Source organism: Nereida ignava (assembly GCF_047114695.1).
In the GTDB taxonomy this organism is placed as follows: Bacteria; Pseudomonadota; Alphaproteobacteria; order Rhodobacterales; family Rhodobacteraceae; genus Nereida; species Nereida ignava.
The window spans coordinates 773,921-799,846 of the sequence record NZ_CP112885.1 but is presented as its reverse complement, the minus strand read 5'-3'; the positions used below and the strand labels follow the sequence as shown (position 1 = coordinate 799,846).

Genomic DNA, 25,926 nt, shown 5'->3' with positions numbered 1-25,926 from the left:
GCGCGCGCGACAGCGGATATTGCGCACATGAGTCTGCCGCCCGGTTTCCTTGATGAATTACGCAGCCGCCTGTCGATCTCCGACGTGGTGGGGCGCAAAGTTATGTGGGACGCGCGCAAGTCGAACCAAGGCAAAGGTGACATGTGGGCGCCATGCCCGTTTCATCATGAAAAAACGGCCAGTTTTCACGTCGATGACCGAAAGGGATATTATTATTGTTTTGGTTGTCAGGCGAAGGGTGATGCACTTTCGTTTGTAAAAGAAACCGAGAACGTCAGCTTTATGGAAGCGGTGGAAATTTTGGCGGGTGAGGCGGGCATGCAAATGCCCGCGCGCGATCCAAAGGCCGCTGAAAAGCTGGACCGTGCCAGCAAACTTGCCGAGGTAATGGAGCAAGCGGTGCAGTATTTCCGTTTGCAACTGCGTACATCGACGGCCGCCGAGGCCCGCAGATATTTGCAGGGACGTGGCCTGTCAGAGGCAGCTCTTGAGCGTTGGGAGATCGGTTTTGCACCTGATGCGTGGCAGGGACTTTGGGATCATCTCGTTGGCAAAAACGTACCTGAAGACCTGATTTTGGGTGCCGGTTTGGCCAAGCCCAGCCAAAAAGGTGGCAAGCCATATGATACATTCCGAGGTCGGATCATGTTCCCGATCCGCGATGCACGGGGGCGCGCGATTGCTTTTGGGGGGCGCGCGATGGACCCCAACGACAACGCAAAATACCTCAACTCTCCAGAGACGGAACTTTTTGATAAGGGCCGCAGTCTTTATAACCACAAGCCAGCTCGCGAGGCTGCAGGCAAGGGCCAGCAGCTTATCGTGGCTGAAGGCTACATGGATGTCATCGCGCTGAGTGAGGCGGGCTTTGCCGCGTCTGTTGCTCCCCTCGGGACGGCCGTTACAGAAAATCAACTGGCGCTTTTGTGGCGGATCACCGATGAGCCGATCATCGCCCTTGATGGTGATACGGCCGGTTTGCGAGCGGCGATGCGCTTGGTTGATCTGGCGCTTCCGTTGCTGCAATCGGGCAAGTCGCTGCGCTTTGCAATCATGCCAGAAGGCCAAGACCCTGATGATTTGATCCGTGCCTCAGGGGCTTCGGCGGTTCAAAATGTGATCGACGGTGCTATCCCGATGGTTCAGCTGCTGTGGCGGCGTGAAACTGAAGGCCGCAATTTTGACAGCCCCGAGCGTAAAGCAGCGTTAGACAAGGCGCTGCGTCAGAAAATTATGCTGATCACCGACCCAAGCATTCGCAGCCACTATGGTCAGGCCATCAAGGATTTGCGGTGGGATTTGTTCCGCCCCCAAGCAAAGGCACGCCCGTCCGGTGGCTTTGTGCCGCGCGGTGGTAAGCGGGGAAGCGGTTGGAAAGCGCCTGCCGAAGGTGCGATGCCAACGACGCAATCAAGCTTTTTGGTGAGTTCTGAACGGGCCGCGGAGGGGCATTTGCGCGAAGCAGTGGTATTAGCAACTTTGTTGAAAAATCCAGCCGTTCTGCCCGAATTCGAAGACGCGCTTGAGCGGCTTGAGTGCCATGATCCGGACCACCGCCGTATTCAGGGGGCTCTGCTGCGCCACATAGAGGCCGATGCTGATATGCTGATCGAGAGCATTGAGCATGAGATCGGTGCGGCGCTTTTGGAAAAACTATTTGCGCATAAGCACGTGGCGATCGCACCGCCCGTGCGCCGTCCCGGAAACATCGATCTGGCGTCCATGTGCGTGAACGATGCCCTTGCAAAACTTACGGCACAGCGTGGTCATGAAGTTGAAGTACGCGAAGCTTCCCAAGACCTTGACCGAAACGATGGCGAACCCGTTGACGAAAACCTGACGTGGCGTTTGCGCGAGGCCGCAGAAGGTCTTCAAGGGGGCGGTGGCGGTGATGACGCGGATGACACAGCTGATTTTGACGTTGCCGATAATGGCGCCAAACTAAGTCGTGATGAACGTGATGCATTTGCAGCACTTCTGGGCAGCATCGGTAAGGCTGAAAATAGTAATTAACGAAGGCTTATCCTCTTACAATTAGGGTTTCCAATGCCCATGTCTCAGGGCATGTGGTTAAGTTCACACCGACCCATGGTCGAATCAGTCAAAATGTAAGATGATTCGGATGTGGGTTGATTCGTTTTCCTGATTCGCGTGCGCGTGGATTACGGCAGCCTAAAGTTACAACGCGCGGCCTTCACGCCGCATCGCCTCCGCCGCAAAGGACTTTGCTCATGGCCAAAGACACCGACGACCGCAAAAACGAAGATCAGGAAAACGCGCACAACTTGGACATGTCCCAAGCCGCCGTAAAGAAAATGATCTCCGAGGCGCGTGAACGGGGCTACATTACGTATGAGCAACTTAACCAAGTTTTGCCTCCAGAGCAGGTAAGCTCCGAGCAAATCGAAGACGTGATGTCGATGCTGTCCGAAATGGGCATCAATATTATTGAAGATGACGAGGCCGAAGAAGAAGACGCCAAAGGCTCTACAGCTGTCGTGACCAAAGATGGTGCGCGTGAAGTTGCTCTTGCTGGCGCTGAAAAAGAAAAGCTGGATCGCACCGATGATCCCGTCCGCATGTACCTGCGCGAGATGGGCAGCGTTGAGCTGTTGTCCCGTGAGGGCGAAATCGCGATTGCGAAACGTATCGAGGCCGGCCGCAACACGATGATTTTGGGCCTTTGCGAAAGCCCTCTTACATTCCAAGCGATCACCATTTGGCGTGACGAATTGTTGAGCGAAGACATTTTGCTTCGCGATGTGATCGATCTGGAAACGACGTTTGGCGATCAGCTGGCAGAGGACGAGGAAGAAGCCGTTGTGCCGACGCCTGGAGCCGAGCCCAAGCAAGAGAGCACGGCGCAAGAATTGGATGCCGACGGTAACCCGATCCAGTCTGATGATGACGACGATGAAGACGAGCAGGCGAACCTGTCTCTTGCGGCGATGGAAGCTGCGCTTAAGCCGCGTGTTCTGGAAGCGCTCGAAATCATTGCGCATAACTACGGCAAGTTGAGTGAGATGCAGGATCTTCGGATGTCTGCCACGTTGAACGAAGACAGCTCTTTCAGCGAGAAAGCTGAAAAGAAATACCAAAAACTGCGCTCTGAAATTGTTGCCCAAGTGAACGAGCTTCACTTGCACAACAACCGTATTGAGGCGCTGATCGACCAGCTTTACGGCATCAACCGCCGTATCATGTCCATTGACAGTGCGATGGTGAAACTTGCGGACCAAGCGCGTATTAACCGCCGTGATTTCGTTGATGCGTATCGTGGTCGCGAGCTTGACCCAAACTGGCTAACTGACATGGGTGATAAACCCGGCCGTGGCTGGCAGGCGCTGATTGAGCGCTCAACCGACAAGATCGAAGAGTTGCGTTCTGACATGGCGCAAGTTGGCCAATATGTTGGCCTGGATATCTCTGAATTCCGCCGCATCGTACAACAGGTGCAAAAAGGCGAGAAGGAAGCCCGTCAGGCCAAGAAAGAAATGGTCGAGGCGAACCTTCGTCTCGTTATTTCGATTGCCAAAAAGTACACCAACCGTGGTCTGCAATTCCTCGACTTGATCCAAGAGGGTAACATCGGCCTGATGAAGGCGGTTGATAAGTTCGAATACCGCCGTGGTTATAAATTCTCGACCTACGCCACATGGTGGATCCGTCAGGCGATTACGCGCTCGATTGCGGATCAGGCGCGTACAATCCGTATTCCTGTGCACATGATTGAAACGATCAACAAGCTGGTGCGCACGGGCCGTCAGATGCTTCATGAAATTGGTCGTGAGCCGACACCGGAAGAATTGGCCGAAAAGCTTCAAATGCCGCTCGAAAAAGTGCGCAAAGTGATGAAAATCGCCAAAGAGCCGATCAGTCTTGAAACTCCGATCGGGGATGAGGAGGACAGCCAGCTTGGTGACTTCATCGAAGACAAAAACGCGATCTTGCCACTCGACAGTGCTATTCAGGAGAACCTGAAGGAAACGACAACCCGGGTTCTGTCATCGCTTACGCCGCGTGAGGAACGTGTTTTGCGTATGCGTTTCGGTATTGGCATGAACACAGACCACACCCTTGAGGAAGTTGGCCAACAGTTTTCGGTCACCCGTGAACGCATTCGTCAGATTGAGGCTAAAGCGTTGCGCAAGCTCAAGCATCCGTCGCGTTCACGCAAGTTGCGGTCTTTCTTGGATCAATAAACTACCCTGCTGAACTCTAGTTTTGCGGATATTTTTACAAAACGGCGTCTATCTCAGGCGCCGTTTTGCATCTGACGGCTCGGTTTGCCCCCAGATGTTGTTTGTGAATTTTTCTTCTACCCAAATCTAGATTGCTGTCCTATAGTCTGTGGATAAGTAGGGCGCAGACCCTATCGAGGCAGTAATCAACGAGAAAGGGCATAGCCAATGCGCTGTCCATTTTGCGGTAACGTAGACACACAAGTAAAAGATTCCCGTCCTGCTGAGGACCACGTCGCCATTCGCCGCCGGCGTTTTTGTCCCGCGTGTGGTGGTCGTTTTACGACTTATGAGCGTGTTCAGTTGCGTGACTTGGTTGTCATCAAATCTAACGGACGCCGTGAAGATTTTGACCGCGACAAGCTGGAACGCTCAGTTCGGATTTCTCTACAAAAACGGCCCGTCGAGCCTGAGCGCGTAGACCAGATGATCTCTGGAATAGTGCGCCGGTTGGAAAGCATGGGCGAGACTGACATCAACTCCAAGCAGATCGGTGAGATCGTGATGGAGGCTTTGGCCCGCATCGACACAGTCGGATACGTACGATTTGCGAGTGTGTACAAAAACTTCCAAGCAGCTGATGATTTTGATAAATTTGTCAGTGAACTGCGCCCGAACGTATCGCCGGAAAACGATTGATCAAAAAAGCCTTAGCATCCGTGGATGAGCAACACATGCGACACGCGCTTGCCCTTGGGCGGCGCGGGCAGGGGCGTGTGTGGCCAAACCCTGCGGTTGGTTGTGTCATCGTGCGGGACGGCGTCATTGTGGGGCGTGGCTGGACCCAAGACGGTGGCCGCCCACACGCTGAGCCGATCGCGTTAGCGCAGGCAGGACGTCTGGCACGCGGTGCGACGGCCTATGTGACGCTCGAGCCTTGCGCGCATCATGGTAGGACGTCGCCCTGTGCGAATGCGCTTATTGAGGCGGGGGTGTCTCGGGTCGTGTGTGCGATTGAGGATGAAGACAACCGTGTTTCAGGGCGCGGGTTTCAAGCGCTCCGCGATGCAGGGATTTCGGTAGATATCGGCGTGCTCTCGTCAGAGGCTGCTGAAGATCATCGTGGGTTTTTCAAAGTCGCACGTGAAGGTTTGCCTTTGGTGACACTTAAGATGGCAACATCTTTTGACGGAAAAATTGCCACTTCAACCGGAGACAGCCAGTGGATCACTGGGACGCATGCGCGGCGCGCTGTTCATATGATGCGCGCCCGACATGATGCAGTAATGGTTGGCGCGGGGACTGTGCGGGCTGATAATCCTTCGCTTAATGTGCGGGGCCTCGGCGTTTCACATCAGCCGGTCCGCGTTGTCATCAGTGAGACCCTTCAGGGTATGGCACGTAGCGATGTGCAAAACGGCGGTTGGTTTGTTCACCCTGAAACAGCAGATGTGAGTGCGCTGTCGCCAAATGCGAGATCTGTCCCTTATCAAGGCAGCCTGACCGACGCGCTGCGGGCGCTTGCAGCACAGGGGCTTACGCGCGTTTTTTGTGAAGGGGGTGGCGGACTTGCCGCGTCTTTATTGAGCGAAAACCTTGTGGATGATCTGGTGTGCATGACGGCTGGTGTTGTTATCGGAGGTGACGGACTGGGCGCCGTTGCACCATTGGGTCAACGTGTTTTGGCAGATGCCCCGCGTTGGACGCTTGTTGAATGTCGTTCAATTGGCGGTGACGTGTTGCACCGATGGCGCCGCGCTTAACGCCAAAGATGTGCGTAAGTTGAAAGCGCGCCTTGTGCTTTGGCCAACAGACGCAAACCAAGCCCACTGTAATGGCCTTTGGACATGGCTAAACGGTCAACTGCAACTTCGGGGGGGGCAGGGATAACCTGTCTCAGGATCGTAATAGCGCGGGTAGTCGATCAAAGTTGCATGTGTGAATTGATCAAGGCTGGGGCGTGCGGTGCGGCGGTCAGGGGTGGCTGCGATATCCCTTGTCAGGCCCCATCCCGCATAGAACGGTGCCCCCAAGCAGGTGACAGGCACACCACGTAAAAGCGCTTCAAACCCAAGTGTTGAGGTCATCGTCCAAACACTATCGACGCAGGTTAGCAGGTCCAAAGCATCCGTGTTCGTGGCTGTGATATCCGCGACCGCTGCGGCCTCATTACTTAAGCCTCCATCGCGCAAACCTGCCTCTACGTCGGGGTGCGGTTTGTAGATCAAGATGGCGCCGGGATTGGCGCGGCGGGTCTCAACCAGTAAGTCGCTGTTGGTCTGCCATTTCGACGTGCCCAGCTTGATCGAAGCATCATCTTCTACTTGCCCCGGGACCAAAATGCGGTGGCCCTTGGGGAGCGATGGTAAATCAGTCTTGATCCCAAGATTATATTTGCTCACGCCGCTCTTAATAATTTTTTGGCGTAAGGCTTCGGCCCGGCGTAATGCGGTCGAATCCAGAGTAAGTGACTGGGCTATCAGCCTTTCAAGGCGACTTTCGCGGGTTGGGTCATAGTAAATACCAAGGTCATCAAGAACCAGAGATAGGGGCGGGACCAAGTCTGCACCAAGCCCTTTTGAACGGAGAAATCCGTCTTCGACGGTTGCTTCAGGGCTGTCATGCGCGCCCCAACGCATGATGCGCCGCGTATGTATGTTGCCCCCGAATTTTACAGGTCGGACGCTGCCAAAGAATGCCTGTGTATGCTTACGCTTCCAAAGGCGCATATCTGGTGCTGCCCAGCCATTATGATCTTCACGCCAAGTACGACTGAGCGCTTCGAGGGTGCTGAGCGCATCTTCAAAGCTACAGAGCGCATCGCGGTAGGGGTCATACCATGTCGGGTATAAGATCATCGCGCCTGCAAAAAGTTGCGCGCGGGTTAACGTGCGGGTGCGTCGATCAATCGGTGCGCGGTCTTCGCTCAGCCCCCAACCGGCATAAAAGGGTTGTCCGTAAAGGATTGGTTTGTGACCTGCCACTATAGCCTCAAAACCCATTTGTGAGCTGACGGCGTAGACTTTGATCGCGCCCTCAAGCAAGCGGTGCGGGTTGGTGTTTTGATCCAGCACGACCACGTTGCCACCAATGTCTGCAGGGCCGAAATGACCGCCCTTGTGACCGGTTCGGGTTTCGGGATGTGTCTTCAGCACAATCGTTGCGTGCGGGTTTTCAAGCCGCGCATCCAGTAGCATCTCGCGGAATGTGTCTGCATTGGCGCCCGAGTGTATGATGGAGGCATCGCCTGCAGTTTGATCAATTACAAGAACATACCCAGCGTCTGGAATACCTTTTGGAAAGGGTGCCTCAGGAACGAAGTTATTGTATTTCGAAAGTGCGCTTCGCTTCATGCGCGCCATGCCACCGCGTGCACGGTCAAGCAGAGCGGTGTTATCAAAGGGGTGCGTGGCAAGCAGGACCTCAAGGTCACTGGGCGCGCTGCTATCAAAATGTACACCGCGTGTGTCAATGTTAAGCCCGATGGGCAGATCACCACCGCTGGCAGGACGCACTGACCTCAAAAAGGCGTCTTCCACGCGCAAAAGCTTTGCGTTGGTGCGGGCTGCAATCTTTTCGCCGCGGTGCGCGGTTGGTGATTTCCCCCACACACCGATCAAACCCGCTTCTGACGGCATGCCAATGCGGATGTCATAGCCCTTTAGCGCAAGGATACGGCGCACGCGTTTTTGACGCAAAAAGCCGTCATTATAGACAAACAGCCGCTGACGGGTTGGGTCAGCGGCCGAAAGTGGGGTCGTCATCGGGCTTAGTTACCAGCCAGTGTATTCAAAGTATTCACAGAGTTAAGCGATCCTGTGAGTGCGGCAATTGTTTTGTTCCACTGCACGAATGGTGCCTCGGTCACATAGACCGTATCGTCATCCCGTATGGCGAAATCACGTGCGTTGAACATGCCATTAGGCTCGGTCAGATCAAGCACATAGGCCACACGCTGTGCACCCTGTAGATCATCGCGGCCCATTACTTGATTAGCAATTTCGGCGGGTTCATTGCGGAACACAAAAACGCCTGTGGGGTCTGCCACGTTACTGCTTAAGCCACCCACTTGCGCAAGCGCTTCAATGGCAGAGATCGTGCGGGTGGTGAATTCAACGCGGTTCTGGCTGCCTGTGGCGCCCAAAACCGTATAGGCGCGGGTGTCTCGTTCGACCAAAATGCGGTCGCCGCCGCGCAGGGCGATATCAAAGCGCGGGTCTTGGTAGAGGTCTTGGAACCAAACCTGCCCGCGATGTGTACCGCGGATGACAGTGATTTGTGCCACTTCGGCCTCAAGTCCCACACCGCCTGCACGGGCAAGCATGGAGGAAAGCGTGCGGGTGGGGCGCTCAATCGCGTAGACGCCTTGCGCGCCAACTGCGCCCACCACAGTGACTGTTGCACCATCACCGGCTACGCGGCGGACCTGCACTTGAGGGTCGGGGGTTTGTTCGTTCAGGCGCGTTGTGATTAGACGGCGTAGCGCTTCGGGAGATTTGCCAGATGCCTTCAGGGTGCCTGCGTAGGGGACGAAAATATTGCCGTTTCCGTCTACCTGCACTTCGTCAAGAATGGTGGCGTTTTGCCCCGCACCGGCCAGCAGGCCGTCATCTACGTTTTCCCAAACAGTCAGCCCCAATACATCGCCAGGACGGATCACGTCAGAGCCAACAACGCCTGCATTAATGAAAGCATCCGAAAAGCCAAAAGCGGGGGTGACAGCTGTGGCGCGGGTCACGCGGTCATTGACAGAGACGATGAACGCATCGCCTTCACGCAAAACGGATCCTTGAAAAATTTCGGCTTTGTTGGGGCCTACACGCGGCAGTCCGCATGCAGAAACAGTCGCAACGAGGCTTAGCAAGGCGATGCCTTTTACCACACGGGACACATTAATTTTCACTGCTCTGGTCCTTTCGACCTTATAGAACTGCCTCAAGTTTTTCTTTTACCTTACTGGAATCCCTCACAGAAAGCTACCGCTAGGGGTTGTGGTTGTTAGGGAATGACACGCAACTGTTGCCGTGGGGCCGCTTTACCAACCTCAAGTGCTTCGTAGGGATCGTGGGGGTGTAACATCAGATCAACGACTTGTCGCAAAAGCTGTCTGCGGCCTTTGGCGGCGTAAAAGCCACCGGCGATCTGGCTGGTTTCAAGCAAGTAACGCCGGTAATCGCGGTAGGCGGCAGTGTCTGGTGTTGTGGGTAAGCTAAAGAATTCATGGAGCGGTTGAGGCGACACAAACTCTGGTTTGTTATAGACCGCCGCGCCAAAGACCTTGAGCGGGATGCCGCGCCAAAGAACTTGTTGGCCGGCGGTTGAATTGACCGTCACCGCGCTTCGTGCCTGGTCCAAAAGCTGGGCCAGTTTGCCGCCACGCACATAGTGGCACCGCCCCTCAACGCCGTGCTGACGGGCTAAGTTTTTGATCAACCAGCGGATGTTTGTCTGACCGTTTTCAAGCGGGTGAGCCTTGAACACAAGGTGGTGATGCGCCGGTGCTCCTTTGACAAAACCTTGGATGATTACTTCGATGAACTCGTCGATTTTGGAGAACGGAGAGTGGGCCTGAAAGCTGGCGTCATGTTCAAGTTGCAGCAGCGCAATATGGTAGGGGTATCCTCCGCGTTTGATGCGCAGTGTGGAAAACACGCGGCTGAGCCAATAAAATGGCATTCCTAAAAGGCGCATGAAATACAGGGCAAACTCGGTTTTTACATCAAGGGCGCGGTGGCGTTGCATTTTGTGGTAGTGGCCGTTTCGAAACATCACAAACCAATGGTAAAGCGCGCCGTAAAACACGTGCTGGCGCATGTCCCCCCAATGTGCCGGTGCTTGTGGGATGTCTAAATCGGCGTCTGCTAAAGTCTCGCGCATCTGATCCACGCTAAGCTGCATGAGCGCGGAGTTTCCGTTGGAGCCATCACGCTCGTAGCTGACCCAATAGGGCCGTAGGTACCCTTCTTCGAATACATGGGTCCGGATGCCCATCTGCCGCGCCATCTCTGCTGCTTGGGCGTGAACAGGCCGCGTGTCACCGTAAAGCACAATGTCGGTGATTGATTTGTCGTGAAGGGTCTGACGTAGGGTTTCGGCCCAGTCGTTTAGCGTGCCGCGATACCCGATGTAGGTTTTAGGCGAGAACCAAAAGGCGCGGTCACCTGCATTGAAACCGACCCTCCAGACCTGTGCGCCAGCACGCTCCAGCATCTGCGCAAGGCGCCAGAAAAAGGGACCATGTGGGCCTTGCAGAAACAGAAAACGCTTATTTTCGCCGGTAATGAGCGCCATTTGACATGCCGTGTGCTTAGGTTTTGCGCAGGTACGCGCTGGATCGTGGGTGGAGTAGCCTGAATTATTGGCGAAAATGTGACCTGCATTATGATTGAGGCGATGTGCGAAAAGGTATCACTGGAATGGGCGGCAAAGCCCTTGTCCGGATGGGTGCGCCGTTATAGGTGGTTTGCAATACGAAATTCGGGACGAGATTTATGTTCACTGGCATTATCACAGACGTTGGTCATATCGCGCAACTGGAACAGCGCGGTGATTTGCGGGCGCGCATTTCAACGCGTTACGATATGAGCAGCGTCGATATGGGTGCATCAATCGCGTGCGACGGTGTCTGCCTGACCGTTGTTGGCAAAGGTCTGGCCGAAGGCGATCAGCTTGGGTGGTTTGATGTGGACGTGTCTGCAGAGACCGTCAGCAAGACCAATCTTGATACATGGTCCGCAGGGCGGCGCATCAATTTGGAGCGTGCCTTGAAAGTGGGCGATGAGTTGGGCGGACATATCGTCTCCGGTCACGTGGACGGCTTGGCTAAGATTGTCGCCATGCATGATGAGGGCGATAGCACCCGGGTCACGCTTGAAGCGCCAGCGGCACTTGCAAAGTTCATCGCGCCCAAAGGCTCGGTTACGCTTAATGGCACGTCTTTAACTGTAAATGATGTTGAGGGCACTGCCTTCGGGATCAACTTTATTCCGCACACAAAAAGCGTCACCACATGGGGTGATGCAGCTGTTGGTGATGCGGTGAACCTCGAAATTGACACAATGGCCCGCTATGTGGCCCGATTGCAGGAGTGGGCGTAATGAGCGCTGAAAGCATGTTTGAAAAGCCCGGTCCTGTTGAGGAAAACCTCTCTGATGTGATCAGCCCCATTGAAGACATCATTGATGACGCGCGTAATGGTCGGATGTTCATTCTGGTGGATCACGAAGACCGCGAGAACGAGGGTGATCTTGTTATCCCCGCGCAAATGGCCACGCCTGATGCCATTAACTTTATGGCGACCCACGGGCGCGGCTTGATTTGTTTGACGCTTCCATCTGACCGGATTGATGCGTTGGGCCTGCCGTTGATGGCGACGCAGAATTCATCGCGTCATGAGACCGCATTTACCGTTTCGATTGAGGCGCGCGAAGGTGTTACCACAGGTATTTCTGCGGCGGACCGTGCGCGCACAGTTGCTGTGGCGATTGATAGCAAAGCAACTTCAGCGGATATCGCAACGCCGGGACATGTTTTCCCACTGCGCGCACGGGACGGCGGTGTGCTGGTACGTGCGGGGCACACTGAGGCGGCTGTTGATGTGTCACGGCTTGCTGGCTTGAACCCTTCCGGCGTGATCTGTGAAATCATGAACGACGATGGCACCATGTCGCGTTTGCCGGACCTTGTTGGTTTTGCGCAGCTGCACGGGCTGAAGATCGGGACGATTTCTGATTTGATCAAATACCGCCGCCGCCATGACAATTTGGTGCGCGTGCGCAGTACAGACACGATCCAGTCAGAGTTTGGCGGCGAATGGGATATGCGCGTCTACACCGACGAGACCCAAGGCGCAGAGCATATCGTTTTGATCAAAGGTGACATTTCGGGCGATGAGCCTGTGCTTGTACGTATGCACGCGATGGATCCGATGCTTGATGTGATTGGCACAGGCGGTACGGGCCGTGCTGCTGAATTTGGCGATGCGATGAAGCTGATCGCGGACCACGGGCGCGGTGCGCTGGTTTTGCTGCGTGATCTTACAATGAAGATCGTGCGCGATGATGAGGTCAGCCCGCAGACGCTTCGCCAATACGGTTTGGGCGCACAGATTTTGTCGTCTTTGAACCTGTCGAAAATTGTCCTTTTGACCAATTCACCTGCACCGAAAGTTGTCGGGCTGGACGCGTATGGTCTGGAGATTGTGGACACGATGAAAATTTCGGAGATTGGATAATGGCTGGCGCTTCTCACTACATCATGGATACACCACGTTTTGAGGACGCTCCGAAAGTTCTGATCGTGCGGTCTCCGTATTACAAAGACATCGCTGATAATTTAGTCGCCGGTGCTGTTGCCGAGCTTGAGGCAGCTGGTGCCACCTATGAAGTGATCGATGTACCCGGTGCGCTTGAAATACCCACAGCAATTGGCATCGCTGAGCGTATGTCTAATTTCGACGGCTATGTGGCACTTGGCTGCGTGGTGCGCGGCGAGACAACCCACTATGAAACAGTGTGCAACGATAGCAGCCGTGCACTGCAATTGCTGGGCCTTCAGGGGCTTTGTATCGGTAACGGTATCTTGACTGTAGAGAACCGCAAACAGGCAGAAGTCCGTGCAGATCCTGCAGACCAAAACAAAGGTGGCGGGGCCGCTGCGGCAGCCTTGCACTTGATCGCTATCGCTCGTAAGTGGGGCCGCGCGGATAAGGGCGTTGGATTTACCAGCGACATCCTGCTTGCAGGCGGTACACACAGAGCATGACTGAACTTTCGAATAACCAAAAACGCAAAATGAAATCAGCGGCGCGGCTTTATGCAGTGCAAGCGTTGTTTCAGATGGAACACTCGTCGCAATCAGTCGATGTTGTTATGCGTGAGTTTGAAGACCATCGTTTTGGCGCGACCTATGAGGGGCGTGAAATGATGGAAGGCGATATCGACGTATTCCGCATGCTGGCCCAAGACGCGGTTGAGCATCAGCGGCCCATCGACCAAATGACCGATCGTGCTTTGGTCGCAAAGTGGCCCATCGCACGTATTGACCCCACTATTCGCGCGCTTTTCCGCGCTGCCGGTGCGGAGTTGCTGGGTAAAGTGACGCCGCCACGCGTTGTCATTAAAGAATTCGTTGATGTAGCTGGCGCGTTTTTCCCTGAGGGCGATGAAACGCATTTTGTGAACGGTGTGCTTGATCATATGGCGCGCGAAGTTCAGCCCGACGCATTCTGATTTGATTTCCGAAAACTACTGTTGGCCCAAATGCTGAACCTAAGGCGTGTCGTCACCCGCGGGTTTGCCACGTGGGCACATTGGCTGCACGCATTGCTAGGTTGGGACGTGGAAAATAGGTGGCGGGCCCGCAGCGACCGTTGGACGATTATTCCCGAGGACCTGTATATACAGGTGGGCGCCAGATAACGCGGCCAGGACCGTGACAGAGCCAGCTCCCTCGGATTTGCTTAAGGCCACTGGAATGTATCGACCAGCTTACGTGAAGAGCAGCACCCGCCACCGCATCACCTATGGCGCTTGGTAAGGTCTGACAAGAGCGTTTGCAGGTTTGTTTGAGTTTCTCTTGTCTTTTGTTTCTGTTTTGTTCACTCTTTGCTTATGCAACATAATCCAACGCTAACTTTGCGCGCGGGCGATGTTCTGGCCCGCGGCGTGTGCCGGCATCTGTTGAGCCATAACTTTGTCTCTGTCACAGAACTTGTACCAACGCGCGGACTGCGCGTTGATGTGATGGCGCTTGGGCCTAAGGGAGAGATTTGGATTATTGAGTGCAAATCCAGCCGCGAAGATTTTACCTCAGATCAGAAATGGCAGGGCTATCTTGAGTGGTGCGATCGATATTTCTGGGCGGTGGACGAGGCGTTCCCTACTGATCTTTTGCCAGATGAAACAGGTCTCATCATCGCTGACGGGTATGATGCAGAGATCATTCGAATGCCGGATGAAGTGCGGCTTGCCGGTGCGAGGCGAAAAGCTACGGTGCAAAAATTTGCCCGCCATGCTGCACTGCGTGCTCACGCGGCGCGCGATCCCGCCGCAACGCAATAACACTTTCAGAAGCTCGTAAGCTGTCGAGGATACCTTAGCCGATAACTTTGGCTGCCGCCGCAATTTCTTCTGCAATTTCCAGCGCTTCTTCAGGGGTGAAATCCATTGGGATTTCCACGCCATTGGCCTCAACAAAAATACGCACCATGCCTTGATCGGTTGGGCCGATTTGCAAGTTGGCTTCGATGTCGCGCTCGCTATTGATCCCCATGGGTGCATCCTTTGCTATAACTGTTACGGCAATTACAGGGCAGCGCGCATCAAGACAAGGGGCTGTGGGCGTGGTCGGTTTTCCTTCACAGGCGATTCGTTTCTTGTTAGGCTTTCTAGTGTATTTGTCCGTGTAAGAGACATTCAATGAGTGCGAGAGTAACGATGCCCCTACGGCCTATAATGAACCCAACTAAGAACCCGCATGTGGGGATTTTGGAACGTCTCGTCTATGCCGCGTCCCACAAAATTCGGGTGCGTTCATGACTGTCTACGCAGAGCAATTGATTGCGCAGCATGAGTTGAATTTTGGTAAGGTTTTCTCCCAGCAATACGTGCTGAGTAAAGAGGCCGGTTTTGCGGTGACTAGCTTTGCGCCTCACACCCTACAAAACGGTTGGGTGCTTCATGTCGGGCGTGGCTTGCAAGTAGCGCTGGCAACCGATGGGCGCGCAGGTATTTCTGTGGCCGTATTGGGACTTGCGGTGGATGCAAACGGATTTTTCATCGACACGCCGCATCTACAGTTGCTGTTGGACCGTGCAAAAAGCCCCGGCGCACTTGCTGATACGCTCGAGATGGCTGCGGGACGCTATATCTTTGTGATTACCACGCCTGATTTCAACCGCGTCTACCTTGATCCAAGTGCGATGATCCCTGCCGTGTATAATCGTGAAACGGGGCGTGTTGCGGCCACACTCTATCTGGCCATTGATGATGCTCCGGTTCTTGAGCGTGAGTATTCGCTTGCGGAAAATGCGGGTTCTGGTGGTGCGCGCTTGGCGTTCGGGTATACGCCCGATGCCCGCGTGCGCCGTGTTATGGCCAACCATTACTTTGATCTTGATGCGCAACAAACTGTTCGGCACTGGCCAAAAGCGGATTGCGACTGGCGTATGGAGGTGACTGAGCACGGGATACGCGAACGGTTAGACCGCGTTGTGCAGCGCCACAAGCAAGTGATGAAGCCACTCATATCACGGCAAAGCCCCAGTATTTTGCCCGTTACAGGTGGTGCGGATTCGCGTTTGTTGCTGGCTTTTGCGAAAGAACTTTGGGGCGATATTGATCTGTTTTGTGTGCACGCCAACAATGCCAATACCCGCCGTGATAGTGGCATCGCGGCCCAGCTCGCTGACATCGCGGGCCTTGATTTGGTGCGCTATAATTTGCGCAAAGACAAATCGCTGCAAAAACGCCCCAAGTTGATCCGGCGGGTAGATATTTCAGAACGGATTGCAGAGGGCATGATCGGTGATCCCGAGCCGCAGGGACCTTTGAAAATACTCGAACGGCTTGCACTACCCGCTGGCGGGATCCTCATTCGCGGACAGGTGACGGACATCAGCAAAGCGGTTTTGTGGCGGCAGATTGGCATCAACGAATTCAAGCGGACACAAGGCACCGAACAATCCGCAAAGATTGGTGTGCAACTTTTGATGCTAAACGATCCGCCCATGACGTCGGACTCGTTTTATCTCGATCATTACGATGCATGGGTGCGGACAATTCCCACAGGCGCACGGTGCAGGGCGCTTGATCTGATGGGGTTGGAGCATTTCCGCTCACACGGGACTGGCCCGCTTTTCACTAGTTTTTATCATAACTTTTATATGTCACCCAGTTGCGACCGGCTGATCATTGAAAACCTGTCGCAGATACCGCCGCAACTTCGGGCGGATTTTTACGTAAATGACCTTTTGATGGAGGCGACTGCACCGGAATTGCAAGATGTTGAGTACACCCGCGCCATCGATAACGAGATACGTGTAAGGCGCGCGCCGCTTGCTGAAGCGATAGCACAGATCAAAGGCCCTCAATAATCGCGCATTTGCAGACAAAAGAGGCTTGCAATGCCGGTCGTGCTTTCGTAAGTCGAGCCTGTTGCCGCCTTAGCTCAGCTGGTTAGAGCGCTGGTTTGTGGTACCAGAGGTCGGTGGTTCGAACCCACCAGGCGGTACCATCCTTGGTATCAACCCACATCGTTAGAAGTGATTGCCGTGTCGGTGCTATATGGCGCTATTTCAGGGGTATGCGTTTGATCATCTGACCAGTGGTTCGGTTATAAACCAAAATTTCGTTTTCTTCGGTCACAATCGCAAAATATTCTGCTGTTTGGGTAAAGGCCGTAGCTGTAGCGCCATCAGGAAGTGTGATTGCGTCAGGGAACGTGACACGCGGGGCCTGTAAGCGCATGACAAGCAATGTAATGATCGTTATCAGGCCGATAATCATTGTGGCCGTCAATACGGTTACGAGCAATCTCAGGAACCTCAGGTTAGCGGGTTCTGGTACTTGATCCGGGGGATTTTGGTCCATGTCAGCCGTCACTTTTTCTATCGCGGAAGCCCCGCCTTCGCGCCTTGATAAGGCGTTGGCCCGCGATGTGCCAGTCACCGCGAACCTTTCACGCTCGCGGCTTGGCAAATTGATCGCACAAGGCGCAGTTGAGGTGGACGGGACTGTCGTGACAGACATCAAGGCACGCGCGGCCGAGGGGATGCAGATAAGCATCATTGTGCCCGAAGCTACCGAAAGCCATATGTTGCCAGAAGACATTCCGCTGAATGTGATCTTTGAAGATGATGATCTGATTGTGATCAACAAGCCTGCAGGCATGGTCGTACATCCCGCGCCGGGCACGCCGTCCGGCACGTTGGTCAATGCGTTGATGCACCACTGCGGGGAAAGTCTGTCCGGTGTGGGCGGTGAAAAGCGCCCCGGAATTGTCCACCGGATCGACAAAGACACATCGGGCATTTTGGTCGTTGCTAAGTCTGATCAGGCGCACCACGGGCTCGCGGCGCAATTTGAGGCCCATACAGTTGAGCGGTATTACCGCGCCGTCTGTTACGGTGTGCCGGATGCGAACGATCCCCGCCTGCGCGGTATTCGCGGTACGTCATTTGAGCCGGGTAATATCCTGAAGCTTAACACCCATCTTGCCCGCCACAAAACGGACAGACAGCGTCAAGCCGTGCTGTTTGACGGCGGCCGTCACGCTGTCACGCGCGCGCGGTTGGTCGAACGTTTTGGCCAGCCCGAGACCCTCGCGCTTATTGAATGTTGGCTTGAAACCGGTCGGACGCACCAAATCCGCGTGCACATGGCCCATGCGGGTCATGGTCTGGTGGGGGATCCAACTTATGGTGGGCGGCGCAAACTGCCCCCCAAAGCGCTGAGTGCCGGTGCCCATGCGGCGGTGGCTGCGTTTAACAGACAGGCGTTGCATGCGGCGGTTTTGGGGTTTGAGCATCCTGTTAGCGGCGAAATGATGCGCTTTGAGGCCCCGCTTCCGGAAGATATGGCAACGATGATCCAAGCGTTGCGCGGATAATATTCTATTCATGAGTTGGTAACAGTTTCGCGAGGAGACCCTTGCGAGGGCGCATTAGCGCACCCATATTTAGGTCAACGCGGGCACTTCCGCTTTTTTGACCATGAGGGGCTTACAATGGCGAACTACACAACTCTGCCTGCACCCACACCCGAGGGCGGGCTTAACCGTTACATGCAAGAAATCCGGAAGTTTCCAATGTTGGAGCCGGAAGAAGAATACATGCTGGCCAAGCGTTATTTGGACCACGACGACAGCGGCGCGGCACATAAGCTTGTGACATCGCACCTGCGCTTGGCGGCAAAAATTGCCATGGGGTATCGCGGCTATGGCCTTCCGCAAGCGGAAGTAATTTCAGAGGCGAACGTTGGGTTGATGCAGGCTGTGAAGCGGTTTGATCCTGAAAAAGGGTTCCGCCTGGCGACCTACGCGATGTGGTGGATCCGCGCGTCTATTCAGGAATACGTTCTGCGGTCATGGAGCCTTGTGAAGCTTGGTACGACATCCGCGCAAAAGAAACTGTTCTTCAACTTGCGCAAAGCCAAAAAGAAGATCGGTGCGCTTGAGGATGGCGATCTGCGTCCTGAAAATGTCGCACGGATTGCACAAGAGCTCAGCGTGACCGAAGACGAAGTTGTGTCCATGAACCGCCGTTTGTCGGGTGGAGATGCATCGCTGAACGCGATGGTGTCTAATGACGGTGAAGGTGCGATGGAGTGGCAAGACTGGCTTGAGGATGAAGATGCAACCCAAGCGGATGACTACGCCGAAAAGGACGAGTTAGATACGCGCCGCGCGCTTTTGAGCGAGGCGATGGTGGTGCTGAACGATCGCGAGAAAGATATCCTGACGCAGCGCCGTTTGGCCGAAAAGCCAGTCACGCTTGAAGATTTGAGCGGTCAGTATTCTGTCAGCCGTGAGCGGATCAGGCAGATTGAAGTGCGCGCGTTTGAGAAGTTGCAAAACAAGATGCGCGAACTTGCTGGTGCCAAAGGTTTGCTGGAAGAGGCGTGAGCCAGAGCACAACTTGTGATTTGAAGCGAAGTAAAGTGTTGATTGTCCCCGTCGGTGCCTCCGGCGGGGATATTTCTTAAACAAAAGAAGCGTTTAGGATTTGTATTTTGTAAGCCAGTCGAGTGTGGGTGGCGTTGGACCATTAGGCTTATATTCTGCACCAAGCGGGGCGGCGTAACCTAGTGACTTCAAATGCGCGAAGATGTGGTCATAGGACAGCTCACCGCGATCCGGTGTGCTGCGGTCCGGCACAGAAGCAAACTGAATATGGCCAATGATGCTTTGCAGCTTTGTAAGGCTGTTGGTGATATCACCTTCCATCAGTTGCACATGATAGCAGTCAAACATCAGCTTTAGATTTGGCGCACCTACTTCAGTGATGATTTGCTGTGCTTGGGATGTGGTCGACAGAAAATATCCCGGTGCATCGTAGTGATTAAGCGGTTCAATGACGATCCCAATGCCGTGCGGGGCAGCTTTTGCGCAGGCATATGTCAGGTTTTCACAAAACACATCGTGCGCCGCAGCATCTTGGGCAAACCCCGCCATTGCATGGATATTTGCAGTGCCGGTGATGCGTGCGTACTCAATCGCTTGGTCGATCGCCGCGCGTGCCTCAGTCATTCGGTTGGGCAGGGCGTTTAGGCCGTTTTCCCCCTTTGAAAGATCACCGCGAACGGTGTTGAGGCCCAGCATGTTGAGCCCCGTGTCTGTCAATGCCTGTGCGACATCTTCTGCTGGTGTGTCGTATGGCCAGTGGCATTCAACCGCATCAAAGCCGGCCACTTTGGCTGCGCGGATGGCATCCGTCAGGGGCAACTCGCTCCATAAAAAGCCAAGGTTGGCCGAAAACTTCACGAGGGCGTTCCCTTTGGCAGGCTTAGCCCCGCTTGGGCGGCGTAGATTTTTGCGACGGCTGCATCGTCTTCAAGACCCAAACCTGCTTCAACTGCTTTGGCGTATTGTGCCAGCGCAGTTTTGGTAATGGGGGCGTCAAAAGCTGCCTGATCCGCAATATCCAGAACAATGCTGAGGTCCTTGGGCCAGATGTTGACCGATGAGCGCGGCGTGTAATCGCCGTCTGCAATATGAGGGGCGCGGTTTTCCAGCATCCAAGACGTGCCAGCACATTTTGAGATAACATCGATGAACGACGTAGGGCTAACACCTTGGGTCATGCCGAACGTGATGGCTTCGGCCATGGCTGCAATATGGACGCCCGCCAACATCTGGTTCACGGCTTTCATGGCTGATCCCGCACCGGCTTCATTACCCAATGCAAAAACCGTTTCGGCAATGCTGTCCATGACGTCTTTCGCGCCCTCAAACGCATCTTCGCTGCCTGAGGCCATGACAGAAAGCGCTCCATTCGCGGCTTTTACGGCCCCACCCGAAATTGGCGCGTCTAAGTAGTGCAGCCTGAGCGTTTGAGCGCGGGCTTCCATGTTGCGGGCAAATTCCGGTGGCACAGTGGCGCAAGCAATGACGGTAGCATCTTTGCGCATTTGCGCGGCGATACCATTTTGACCGAACAGGACATCTTCTGTTTGCGCCGCGTTCAGAACAACCAACACCGCCACATCAATGTCAGCGTAATCGGGTGGGCTTGCCTGACCGCCTTCCGCGATGAATTTGGCTGTGGTGGCCTCAACGACGTCACGCCCCCACACTTTGTGACCACCGCGCAGGGCCGATTGCGCGATGCCGTATCCCATTGAGCCAAGGCCGATAACGGCAACATTTTTGGCGCTCATATTAGGCGTCCTCCATCGCTTCAAGCTCGTCGATCATTGCGCTGATCATCGACAGGCCTTTGTCCCAGAACGCCGGATCAGATGCATCAAGGCCAAATGGGGCAAGCAATTCTTTGTGGTGCTTTGACCCGCCCGCACGCAGCATATCGAAGTATTTATCCTGAAACTCTGCGCCGCTTTCCTCAAAGACCGCATAGAGTGCGTTCACAAGGCCGTCGCCGAAGGCGTATGCATAGACGTAGAATGGCGAGTGAACGAAGTGTGGAATATAGGCCCAAAATGTCTCGTAGCCGTCTTGGAACTCAAACACGGGGCCAAGCGAGGCCGCTTGAACGGACATCCAAAGCGCGTTGATGTCATCTGGCGTCAATTCGCCTTCGGCGCGGGCAGCGTGTAGCTTGCATTCAAAGTCGTAGAACGCAATTTGGCGCACGACCGTGTTGATCATGTCTTCGACTTTGCCCGCCAGCAAGGTTTTACGCTCGGCTCGGGTTTTCGCCGCGTCTAGCAATTTACGGAACGTGAGCATTTCGCCGAACACAGAGGCAGTCTCGGCCAAGGTAAGCGGGGTCGAGGACAGTAGCTCGCCTTGCTCTGCGGCAAGCACTTGGTGAACGCCGTGCCCCAGCTCATGCGCGAGGGTCATTACATCGCGCGGTTTGCCAAGGTAGTTCAGCATCACATATGGGTGCGCATCAGTAACCGTTGGGTGAGCAAAAGCACCGGGTGCCTTGCCTGGTTTCACAGCCGCATCAATCCAGCCTTTTGTAAAGAACGGCTCAGCCAGATCGGCCATACGCGGGTCAAAATCAGCGTAGGCTTCCATAACGGTGCGCTGTGCTGTTTCCCAGTTTACCGGTGTTGGATCATTTTGGGGCAGGGGCGCGTTTCGGTCCCATGTTTGCATTTTTTCAAGCCCAAGCCACTTGGCTTTCAAGGCATAGTAGCGGTGGCTTAGCTTGGGGTAGGCGGCAACAACCGCATCGCGAAGCGCTTCCACCACTTCGGGTTCCACGTGGTTTGACAGATGGCGTCCGGTTTGCGGCGTCTCCATACCGCGCCACTTATCCTCGACCGACTTTTCTTTGGCCAATGTGTTGTGGATGCGCGCGAAGGTGCGGATGTTTTTGTCAAATACGCGGGCAAGTTCGCGGGAGGCTGCTTCGCGTTTCGCGCCGTCTGGGTCCGTCAGCAGGTTCAACGCGCTTTCGATGTTGACGGTTTCGCCCTCTATTTCGAATTCCAAACCTGCGATGGTTTCATCAAACAACCGGTTCCATGCGGCAGCGCCCACAACGGACTGATCGTGTAGAAACTTCTCCAACTCGTCTGACAGCTGGTAGGGCTTCATCGCGCGCATGCGGTCAAAGACTGGTTTATAGCGCGCCAAGTCAGCGTTTTGTGCAAGCAAGCCCGCCAGATGCGCATCATCAAGGCGGTTAAACTCAAGACCATAGAACACCAGCGGTGTGGTGAAGTTGGTGATGCTGTCTTGGCAGTTTGACATAAACTGCGCGCGCTCGCCGTCTGTGGTGTTTTGGTAGTAGCGCAGTCCGGCGAACGACATGATGCGCCCTGCGATCATGTCTATTTTCTCATAGCGACGCACGGCATTTAGCAATTCATCTGCGCTTAAGCCAGCCAACTTGCCCTCATAGCTCGCGGCGAAATCAGCGCATTCGGCTTCGAGCCAAGCCATGTCTTTGTGCAACTGATCCGCGTCGGAGCTTTCATAGAGATCAGACAAATCCCAGTTTGGTAGGTCACCGAAATCGGTTTGGGTCGTTGGTGCATCAAGCATGTCGGCGTCCTTTTATGATTTGTTATGGCGAACTTATGGCCGCAGGGGGCGGGTTGAAAGAGCACGCAGATGGAATTTTGAAAAAACAAAGCCTATCCGAATTGGCGCAGCATTTCTTGAAGGTCCTCAAGTGTGTTGATCTCGTCCAGCGGCTTGTCTTGGCGCCACCGCAGCATGCGTGGAAAGCGAAGCGCGATCCCCGATTTATGGCGCGGCGAGGCTTGGATGCCTTCAAAAGCGATCTCAAACACATGCTGCGGTGTGACTTGGCGCACAGGTCCAAAACGTTGCAATGTGTTCTTCTTGACCCATGACGTGATCTGTTTGAACTCTGCATCCGTCAGGCCTGAATAGGCTTTGGTGAAAGGCACTAATTCGTTGCCGCTTTTGACCGCAAATGTGTAATCCGTAAACAAGGTGGCGCGGCGCCCGTGACCCGCTTGGGCATAGATCATCACAGCATCAATCGTGAGCGGGTCGACTTTCCATTTCCACCAATCGCCTTTTTTGCGCCCTGCCAGATATGGGCTGGAAAGACGCTTCAGCATCAACCCTTCCGCATTCACCTCTCGTGCGGTTTCGCGGGCCTCTGCCAGCGTATCCCAAGAAGTTGCAGGTACCTGTTTGGACAGTGCAATTGGCAAATCGGTTGGCAGATTTTCAATCAAGCTTGCGAGTAAATGCCGCCGCTCTGACAAAGGTTTTTCGCGGATATCAGTGCCGTGCCATTCAAGTAGATCATAGGCTTGCAAAATTACCGGTGCTTCGATCAGCATCTTTTTGGGCACCGTTTTGCGGCCAATCCGTTTTTGCAAAACGTTGAACGACAAAGGTGCGCCGTTTTGAAAAGCGAGAACTTCACCGTCGATAACAGTACCGTCGGGAAGAAAATCGCGCAGTTGTGCAAACTCTGGAAAGCGGTCTGTCATCAACTCTTCCCCGCGCGACCACAGATGATGTGCACCGCCGCGCTTGATGAGTTGCCCGCGGATGCCGTCCCACTTTAGCTCTGCGCACCAATCACTTACGGGCCCAAGCTGATCTATGTCATCAACGCCGTGGGCCAAGTAAAACGGGTAGGGTTTGGATAAATCTGCCTCGGGGTCGTCTTGCAGAACCAGTTGGTCAAAAGTGATGCTGTCAGGTGTCCAACTGCCCATTAACTTATGGGTAAGGGCGGCTTCATCTTGGTCAGTGCATTGCGCAAGCGCGCGTGTCACCAGCTTCTGTGATACGCCAACCCGAAAACCGCCGGTCAGTAGTTTGTTGAACAAAAAGCGTTCAGTCGTGTTGAGCCGGTCCCACGCGTCCAGAATGATTTTCTTGCGGGCAGCCTCTTCTTGGGGGGCGATCGATTGTACGGTTTTGATCCAATGGGTCAGCGGCTGATCGTCGTGTTGCAGTGCTGGGGGCAGGACAAGTGCGATGGTTTCCGCCAAGTCGCCCACGATCGGGTAGCATTCCTCAAAAAGCCAAAGGGGGATGCCGGCAAGTTCTGCGGCCCATTCCCGCAGCAGGGTTGTTGTGACTGCACGTTTGGGGCGACGCCCTGAAAACAGTGCGATGCACCAGAGTTTGTCGTTGTCTGAGGCGGTCTCGAAAAACGCACGCAGGGCGGCCACTTTGCTTGTGGTTTTGGTGGTCTGGTCAAGCGTTGTGAAAAGCGTCGCGAAATCCCGCATTAGACTGCCGCACCCGCGTCGTGAATATCCCGTTGCGGGGCGTTGCTGTCATCTGCCTCATCGCCGCCGTAGTCTGTGCTGACCACATGGGCATCATAGCCTTGGTCGCGCAGCCACTTGGTGAACACGGAGGTATAGCCGTGGGTGACGAAAATGCGCTCGGCTCCTGTTTCGGCGATGGCGCTGTTCAGTTCGGTCCAATCGGCGTGATCAGATATGATGAAACCCCTTTCGGCGGCGCGGCGGCGCTTGACCCCGCGAAGGGCCATCCAGCCGCTTGCGAAGGCTTGTGATTGGGGGCCGAATTTCTTGGACCATGGGCCAAACGCCGAAGGGGGACAGATGACCAATGCGCCCGGGTATTTCTTTAGATCCGTCTCGGCTGTGACGCGCACCGTGTCGGGTAGGTGCAATCCTTGGGCACGCAGAATGTCGTTGGTGTTTTCGATTGAGGCATGGGTCAAGATCGGCCCGATTGCGGCATCAACACAGGACATCAAACGCTGCGCTTTGCCTAACGCATAGGCTCCGAGGATGGACGCCTTGCCTTCCGCGCGGTTTGCGGCCCACCACGTATTGATCTGATCGGCCACCACTTGTTGTGGTTGCCATTTAAAGATGGGCAGCCCAAATGTGCTTTCAGTAATAAAGGCATGGCAGCGCACAGGCTCAAAAGGTTCTGAAAACCCGTCATTCGTTGTCTTGTAATCCCCCGAGGCGACCCAAGCTTCGCCAGCCACTTCTACCCTGATCTGGGCAGACCCGGGTACGTGTCCAGCGGGATGAAAGCTGACCCGCGCGTCGCCAATTTGTACGGTCTCTGCGTAGTTCACTGTGTCAATCGACACATCCCCTAGCCTGTGTTGCATCACCGGAGCAGCGGGTTTGGTGGCCAGATAACTGCCCATGCCCCAGCGTGCGTGATCCGAGTGCCCATGGGTGATCAATGCGCGCTCAACACGGCCCCAAGGGTCAATGTAAAAGTCGCCCGCCGGACAGTAGATGCCCTTATCGGTAAAAGTTAGTACGTTGCTCATGGCCTAAAGTGTAGTGTGGGTTGCGCAGGGTGCAATTTGTGTATTTGTCTGTTGGCAGATTTATCTCATTCAACGCGGAGAGCCGACACATGGGCATTGCAGATTTCAAACAAAGAATGGCGTCTGGCGCGCCTTTGGCGGGCACGTTTTTGAAAACCGCAAGCCACGAGTTGGTCGAGATTTTTGCGCGCTCAGAGTTGGATTTTATCTGTCTTGATGCAGAGCATGCCCCGTTTGATCGCGCACGGATGGATGCTTGCATGGCCGTATCCCGCGCGTTTGATTTCCCAGTGTTGGTGCGTGTGGCCGACGGCAGTGCGAAAGAGATTTTACAAGCGCTTGATATGGGCGCAACGGGTATCGTTTGCCCCCATGTGGACAGTGTGCAAAAGGCGCAAGAGTTGGCGAAGAATTGTCACTTTGGCTTGGGTGGCCGCGGATTCGCCGGATCAACCCGCTGGGCAGGCTTTGCAACGCGGCCTATGCCCGAGGTATTGGCGCAGACAGATCAAACAGTGGTGATTGCCCAAATCGAAGAACCCGCCGGTGTGGAGGATATTGAAGGTATTGCTTCGGTTGAGGGCGTTGACGGTATCTTTATTGGTCCGGCGGATTTGTCTGTGGGCTACGGCTATAACCACCAAACAAGTGATGAACTTTTTGCGGCGTTTGAACGTTGCGGCGCCGCTGCCAAAGCTAACGGAAAAACCTACATGAGCTGGGTCCCCAACGGCGCCAAGGCGAAGGAGTGGTCAAAATACGGGATGAGCATGTTCTTCATCGGGTCCGAGCACAGCTGGATGCTGCGGGGCGCAAACGCAGATGCGGCGGGTGTGCACGAAATTTGAG

At 54.7% G+C, this 25,926-nt stretch carries 22 protein-coding genes, 1 tRNA gene and 1 pseudogene; 14 read left to right on the top strand and 10 right to left on the bottom strand.

The features are described 5' to 3' along the window. The first annotated feature begins 27 nt into the window (after positions 1-27). From dnaG to ribD, 4 genes are all read left to right on the top strand, one after another. Complete coding sequence (gene dnaG, locus OLX08_RS03855; protein WP_391482609.1) at positions 28-2,013, top strand: DNA primase; 1,986 nt, start codon at positions 28-30, stop codon at positions 2,011-2,013. A gap of 218 nt (positions 2,014-2,231) precedes the next feature. Continuing rightward, positions 2,232-4,202 carry an RNA polymerase sigma factor RpoD gene (gene rpoD, locus OLX08_RS03850; protein WP_334066198.1) on the top strand — a complete coding sequence of 657 codons (1,971 nt, stop codon included), beginning with the start codon at positions 2,232-2,234 and terminating at the stop codon, positions 4,200-4,202. A gap of 207 nt (positions 4,203-4,409) precedes the next feature. Continuing rightward, positions 4,410-4,880: a transcriptional regulator NrdR gene (gene nrdR / locus OLX08_RS03845; protein WP_334066197.1), complete on the top strand. Its 471-nt coding sequence runs from the start codon at positions 4,410-4,412 to the stop codon at positions 4,878-4,880. A 35-nt stretch (positions 4,881-4,915) separates the two neighbouring features. After that, on the top strand, positions 4,916-5,944 hold the full coding sequence (ribD, locus tag OLX08_RS03840) for a bifunctional diaminohydroxyphosphoribosylaminopyrimidine deaminase/5-amino-6-(5-phosphoribosylamino)uracil reductase RibD (RefSeq protein WP_391482608.1): 1,029 nt from the start codon (positions 4,916-4,918) through the stop codon (positions 5,942-5,944). On the opposite strand, the pseudogene OLX08_RS03835 reads toward ribD, so the two are convergent. From OLX08_RS03835 to OLX08_RS03825, 3 genes and pseudogenes are all read right to left on the bottom strand, one after another. Continuing rightward, a pseudogene (locus OLX08_RS03835) lies at positions 5,941-7,945 on the bottom strand (capsular polysaccharide biosynthesis protein). The gene ribD and the pseudogene OLX08_RS03835 sit on opposite strands and share 4 nt — an antisense overlap. Before the next feature lie 5 nt (positions 7,946-7,950). Further along, entirely contained in the window at positions 7,951-9,084 is a 1,134-nt protein-coding gene (locus OLX08_RS03830; RefSeq protein ID WP_082136601.1) for a polysaccharide biosynthesis/export family protein, read from the bottom strand. A 95-nt stretch (positions 9,085-9,179) separates the two neighbouring features. Next, positions 9,180-10,472 (bottom strand): capsule biosynthesis protein, encoded by a 1,293-nt coding sequence (locus OLX08_RS03825; RefSeq protein WP_391482606.1) that lies wholly within the window; start codon positions 10,470-10,472, stop codon positions 9,180-9,182. Positions 10,473-10,672: 200 nt separating this feature from the next. On the opposite strand from OLX08_RS03825, the gene OLX08_RS03820 reads away from it, so the two are divergent. From OLX08_RS03820 to OLX08_RS03800, 5 genes are all read left to right on the top strand, one after another. Then, on the top strand, positions 10,673-11,278 hold the full coding sequence (locus tag OLX08_RS03820) for a riboflavin synthase (protein ID WP_341245913.1): 606 nt from the start codon (positions 10,673-10,675) through the stop codon (positions 11,276-11,278). Further along, positions 11,278-12,414 (top strand): 3,4-dihydroxy-2-butanone-4-phosphate synthase, encoded by a 1,137-nt coding sequence (gene ribB, locus OLX08_RS03815; protein WP_048597810.1) that lies wholly within the window; start codon positions 11,278-11,280, stop codon positions 12,412-12,414. The genes OLX08_RS03820 and ribB overlap by 1 nt, the downstream gene beginning before the upstream one ends. Beyond that, positions 12,414-12,944: a 6,7-dimethyl-8-ribityllumazine synthase gene (locus tag OLX08_RS03810; RefSeq protein ID WP_391482604.1), complete on the top strand. Its 531-nt coding sequence runs from the start codon at positions 12,414-12,416 to the stop codon at positions 12,942-12,944. The genes ribB and OLX08_RS03810 overlap by 1 nt, the downstream gene beginning before the upstream one ends. Beyond that, a complete protein-coding gene (nusB, locus tag OLX08_RS03805; RefSeq protein WP_048597812.1) occupies positions 12,941-13,411 on the top strand; it encodes a transcription antitermination factor NusB in 471 nt (156 codons plus the stop codon). The genes OLX08_RS03810 and nusB overlap by 4 nt, the downstream gene beginning before the upstream one ends. A gap of 381 nt (positions 13,412-13,792) precedes the next feature. Next, the gene (locus OLX08_RS03800) at positions 13,793-14,242 is read left to right on the top strand and encodes an MmcB family DNA repair protein (protein WP_391482602.1); all 450 of its coding nucleotides are present in this window, start codon (positions 13,793-13,795) and stop codon (positions 14,240-14,242) included. 34 nt (positions 14,243-14,276) lie between these two features. Here OLX08_RS03800 and OLX08_RS03795 read toward each other — a convergent pair whose 3' ends face one another. Then, on the bottom strand, positions 14,277-14,453 hold the full coding sequence (locus OLX08_RS03795; protein WP_341245911.1) for a DUF6324 family protein: 177 nt from the start codon (positions 14,451-14,453) through the stop codon (positions 14,277-14,279). Between the two features lie 262 nt (positions 14,454-14,715). Between OLX08_RS03795 and OLX08_RS03790 the strand changes: the two genes are divergently transcribed. Together OLX08_RS03790 and OLX08_RS03785 are read left to right on the top strand one after the other, a co-directional pair. Beyond that, positions 14,716-16,275, top strand: coding sequence for a hypothetical protein (locus tag OLX08_RS03790; RefSeq protein ID WP_391482601.1), 1,560 nt, complete (start codon positions 14,716-14,718; stop codon positions 16,273-16,275). A 63-nt stretch (positions 16,276-16,338) separates the two neighbouring features. Continuing rightward, positions 16,339-16,415 (top strand) — tRNA-His (locus tag OLX08_RS03785). Positions 16,416-16,471: 56 nt separating this feature from the next. Here OLX08_RS03785 and OLX08_RS03780 read toward each other — a convergent pair. Beyond that, positions 16,472-16,771 (bottom strand): DUF6476 family protein, encoded by a 300-nt coding sequence (locus OLX08_RS03780; RefSeq protein ID WP_391482600.1) that lies wholly within the window; start codon positions 16,769-16,771, stop codon positions 16,472-16,474. Between OLX08_RS03780 and OLX08_RS03775 the strand changes: the two genes are divergently transcribed. Next, the gene (locus tag OLX08_RS03775; RefSeq protein WP_391482599.1) at positions 16,770-17,789 is read left to right on the top strand and encodes an RluA family pseudouridine synthase; all 1,020 of its coding nucleotides are present in this window, start codon (positions 16,770-16,772) and stop codon (positions 17,787-17,789) included. The two genes, OLX08_RS03780 and OLX08_RS03775, sit on opposite strands and share 2 nt — an antisense overlap. A 117-nt stretch (positions 17,790-17,906) precedes the next feature. Then, positions 17,907-18,803, top strand: coding sequence for an RNA polymerase sigma factor RpoH (gene rpoH / locus OLX08_RS03770; RefSeq protein WP_048597817.1), 897 nt, complete (start codon positions 17,907-17,909; stop codon positions 18,801-18,803). Positions 18,804-18,896: 93 nt separating this feature from the next. On the opposite strand, the gene OLX08_RS03765 is transcribed toward rpoH, so the two are convergent. The 5 genes from OLX08_RS03765 to OLX08_RS03745 all read right to left on the bottom strand — a co-directional run bounded on the left by OLX08_RS03765 (position 18,897) and on the right by OLX08_RS03745 (position 25,077). Then, complete coding sequence (locus OLX08_RS03765) at positions 18,897-19,661, bottom strand: hydroxypyruvate isomerase family protein (RefSeq protein WP_391482597.1); 765 nt, start codon at positions 19,659-19,661, stop codon at positions 18,897-18,899. Beyond that, the gene (gene ltnD, locus OLX08_RS03760) at positions 19,658-20,557 is read right to left on the bottom strand and encodes an L-threonate dehydrogenase (RefSeq protein WP_391482596.1); all 900 of its coding nucleotides are present in this window, start codon (positions 20,555-20,557) and stop codon (positions 19,658-19,660) included. Before ltnD ends, OLX08_RS03765 begins: the two co-directional genes overlap by 4 nt. A gap of 1 nt (position 20,558) precedes the next feature. Then, positions 20,559-22,358 (bottom strand): M3 family oligoendopeptidase, encoded by a 1,800-nt coding sequence (locus OLX08_RS03755; protein WP_391482594.1) that lies wholly within the window; start codon positions 22,356-22,358, stop codon positions 20,559-20,561. 92 nt (positions 22,359-22,450) lie between these two features. After that, on the bottom strand, positions 22,451-24,040 hold the full coding sequence (locus OLX08_RS03750) for an ATP-dependent DNA ligase (protein ID WP_391482593.1): 1,590 nt from the start codon (positions 24,038-24,040) through the stop codon (positions 22,451-22,453). Beyond that, a complete protein-coding gene (locus tag OLX08_RS03745; RefSeq protein WP_391482592.1) occupies positions 24,040-25,077 on the bottom strand; it encodes a ligase-associated DNA damage response exonuclease in 1,038 nt (345 codons plus the stop codon). The genes OLX08_RS03750 and OLX08_RS03745 overlap by 1 nt, the downstream gene beginning before the upstream one ends. Positions 25,078-25,166: 89 nt before the next feature. Here OLX08_RS03745 and OLX08_RS03740 point away from each other — a divergent pair, with 89 nt between their 5' ends. Beyond that, positions 25,167-25,925 carry an HpcH/HpaI aldolase family protein gene (locus OLX08_RS03740; RefSeq protein ID WP_391482591.1) on the top strand — a complete coding sequence of 253 codons (759 nt, stop codon included), beginning with the start codon at positions 25,167-25,169 and terminating at the stop codon, positions 25,923-25,925. The last annotated feature ends 1 nt before the right edge of the window (position 25,926 follow it).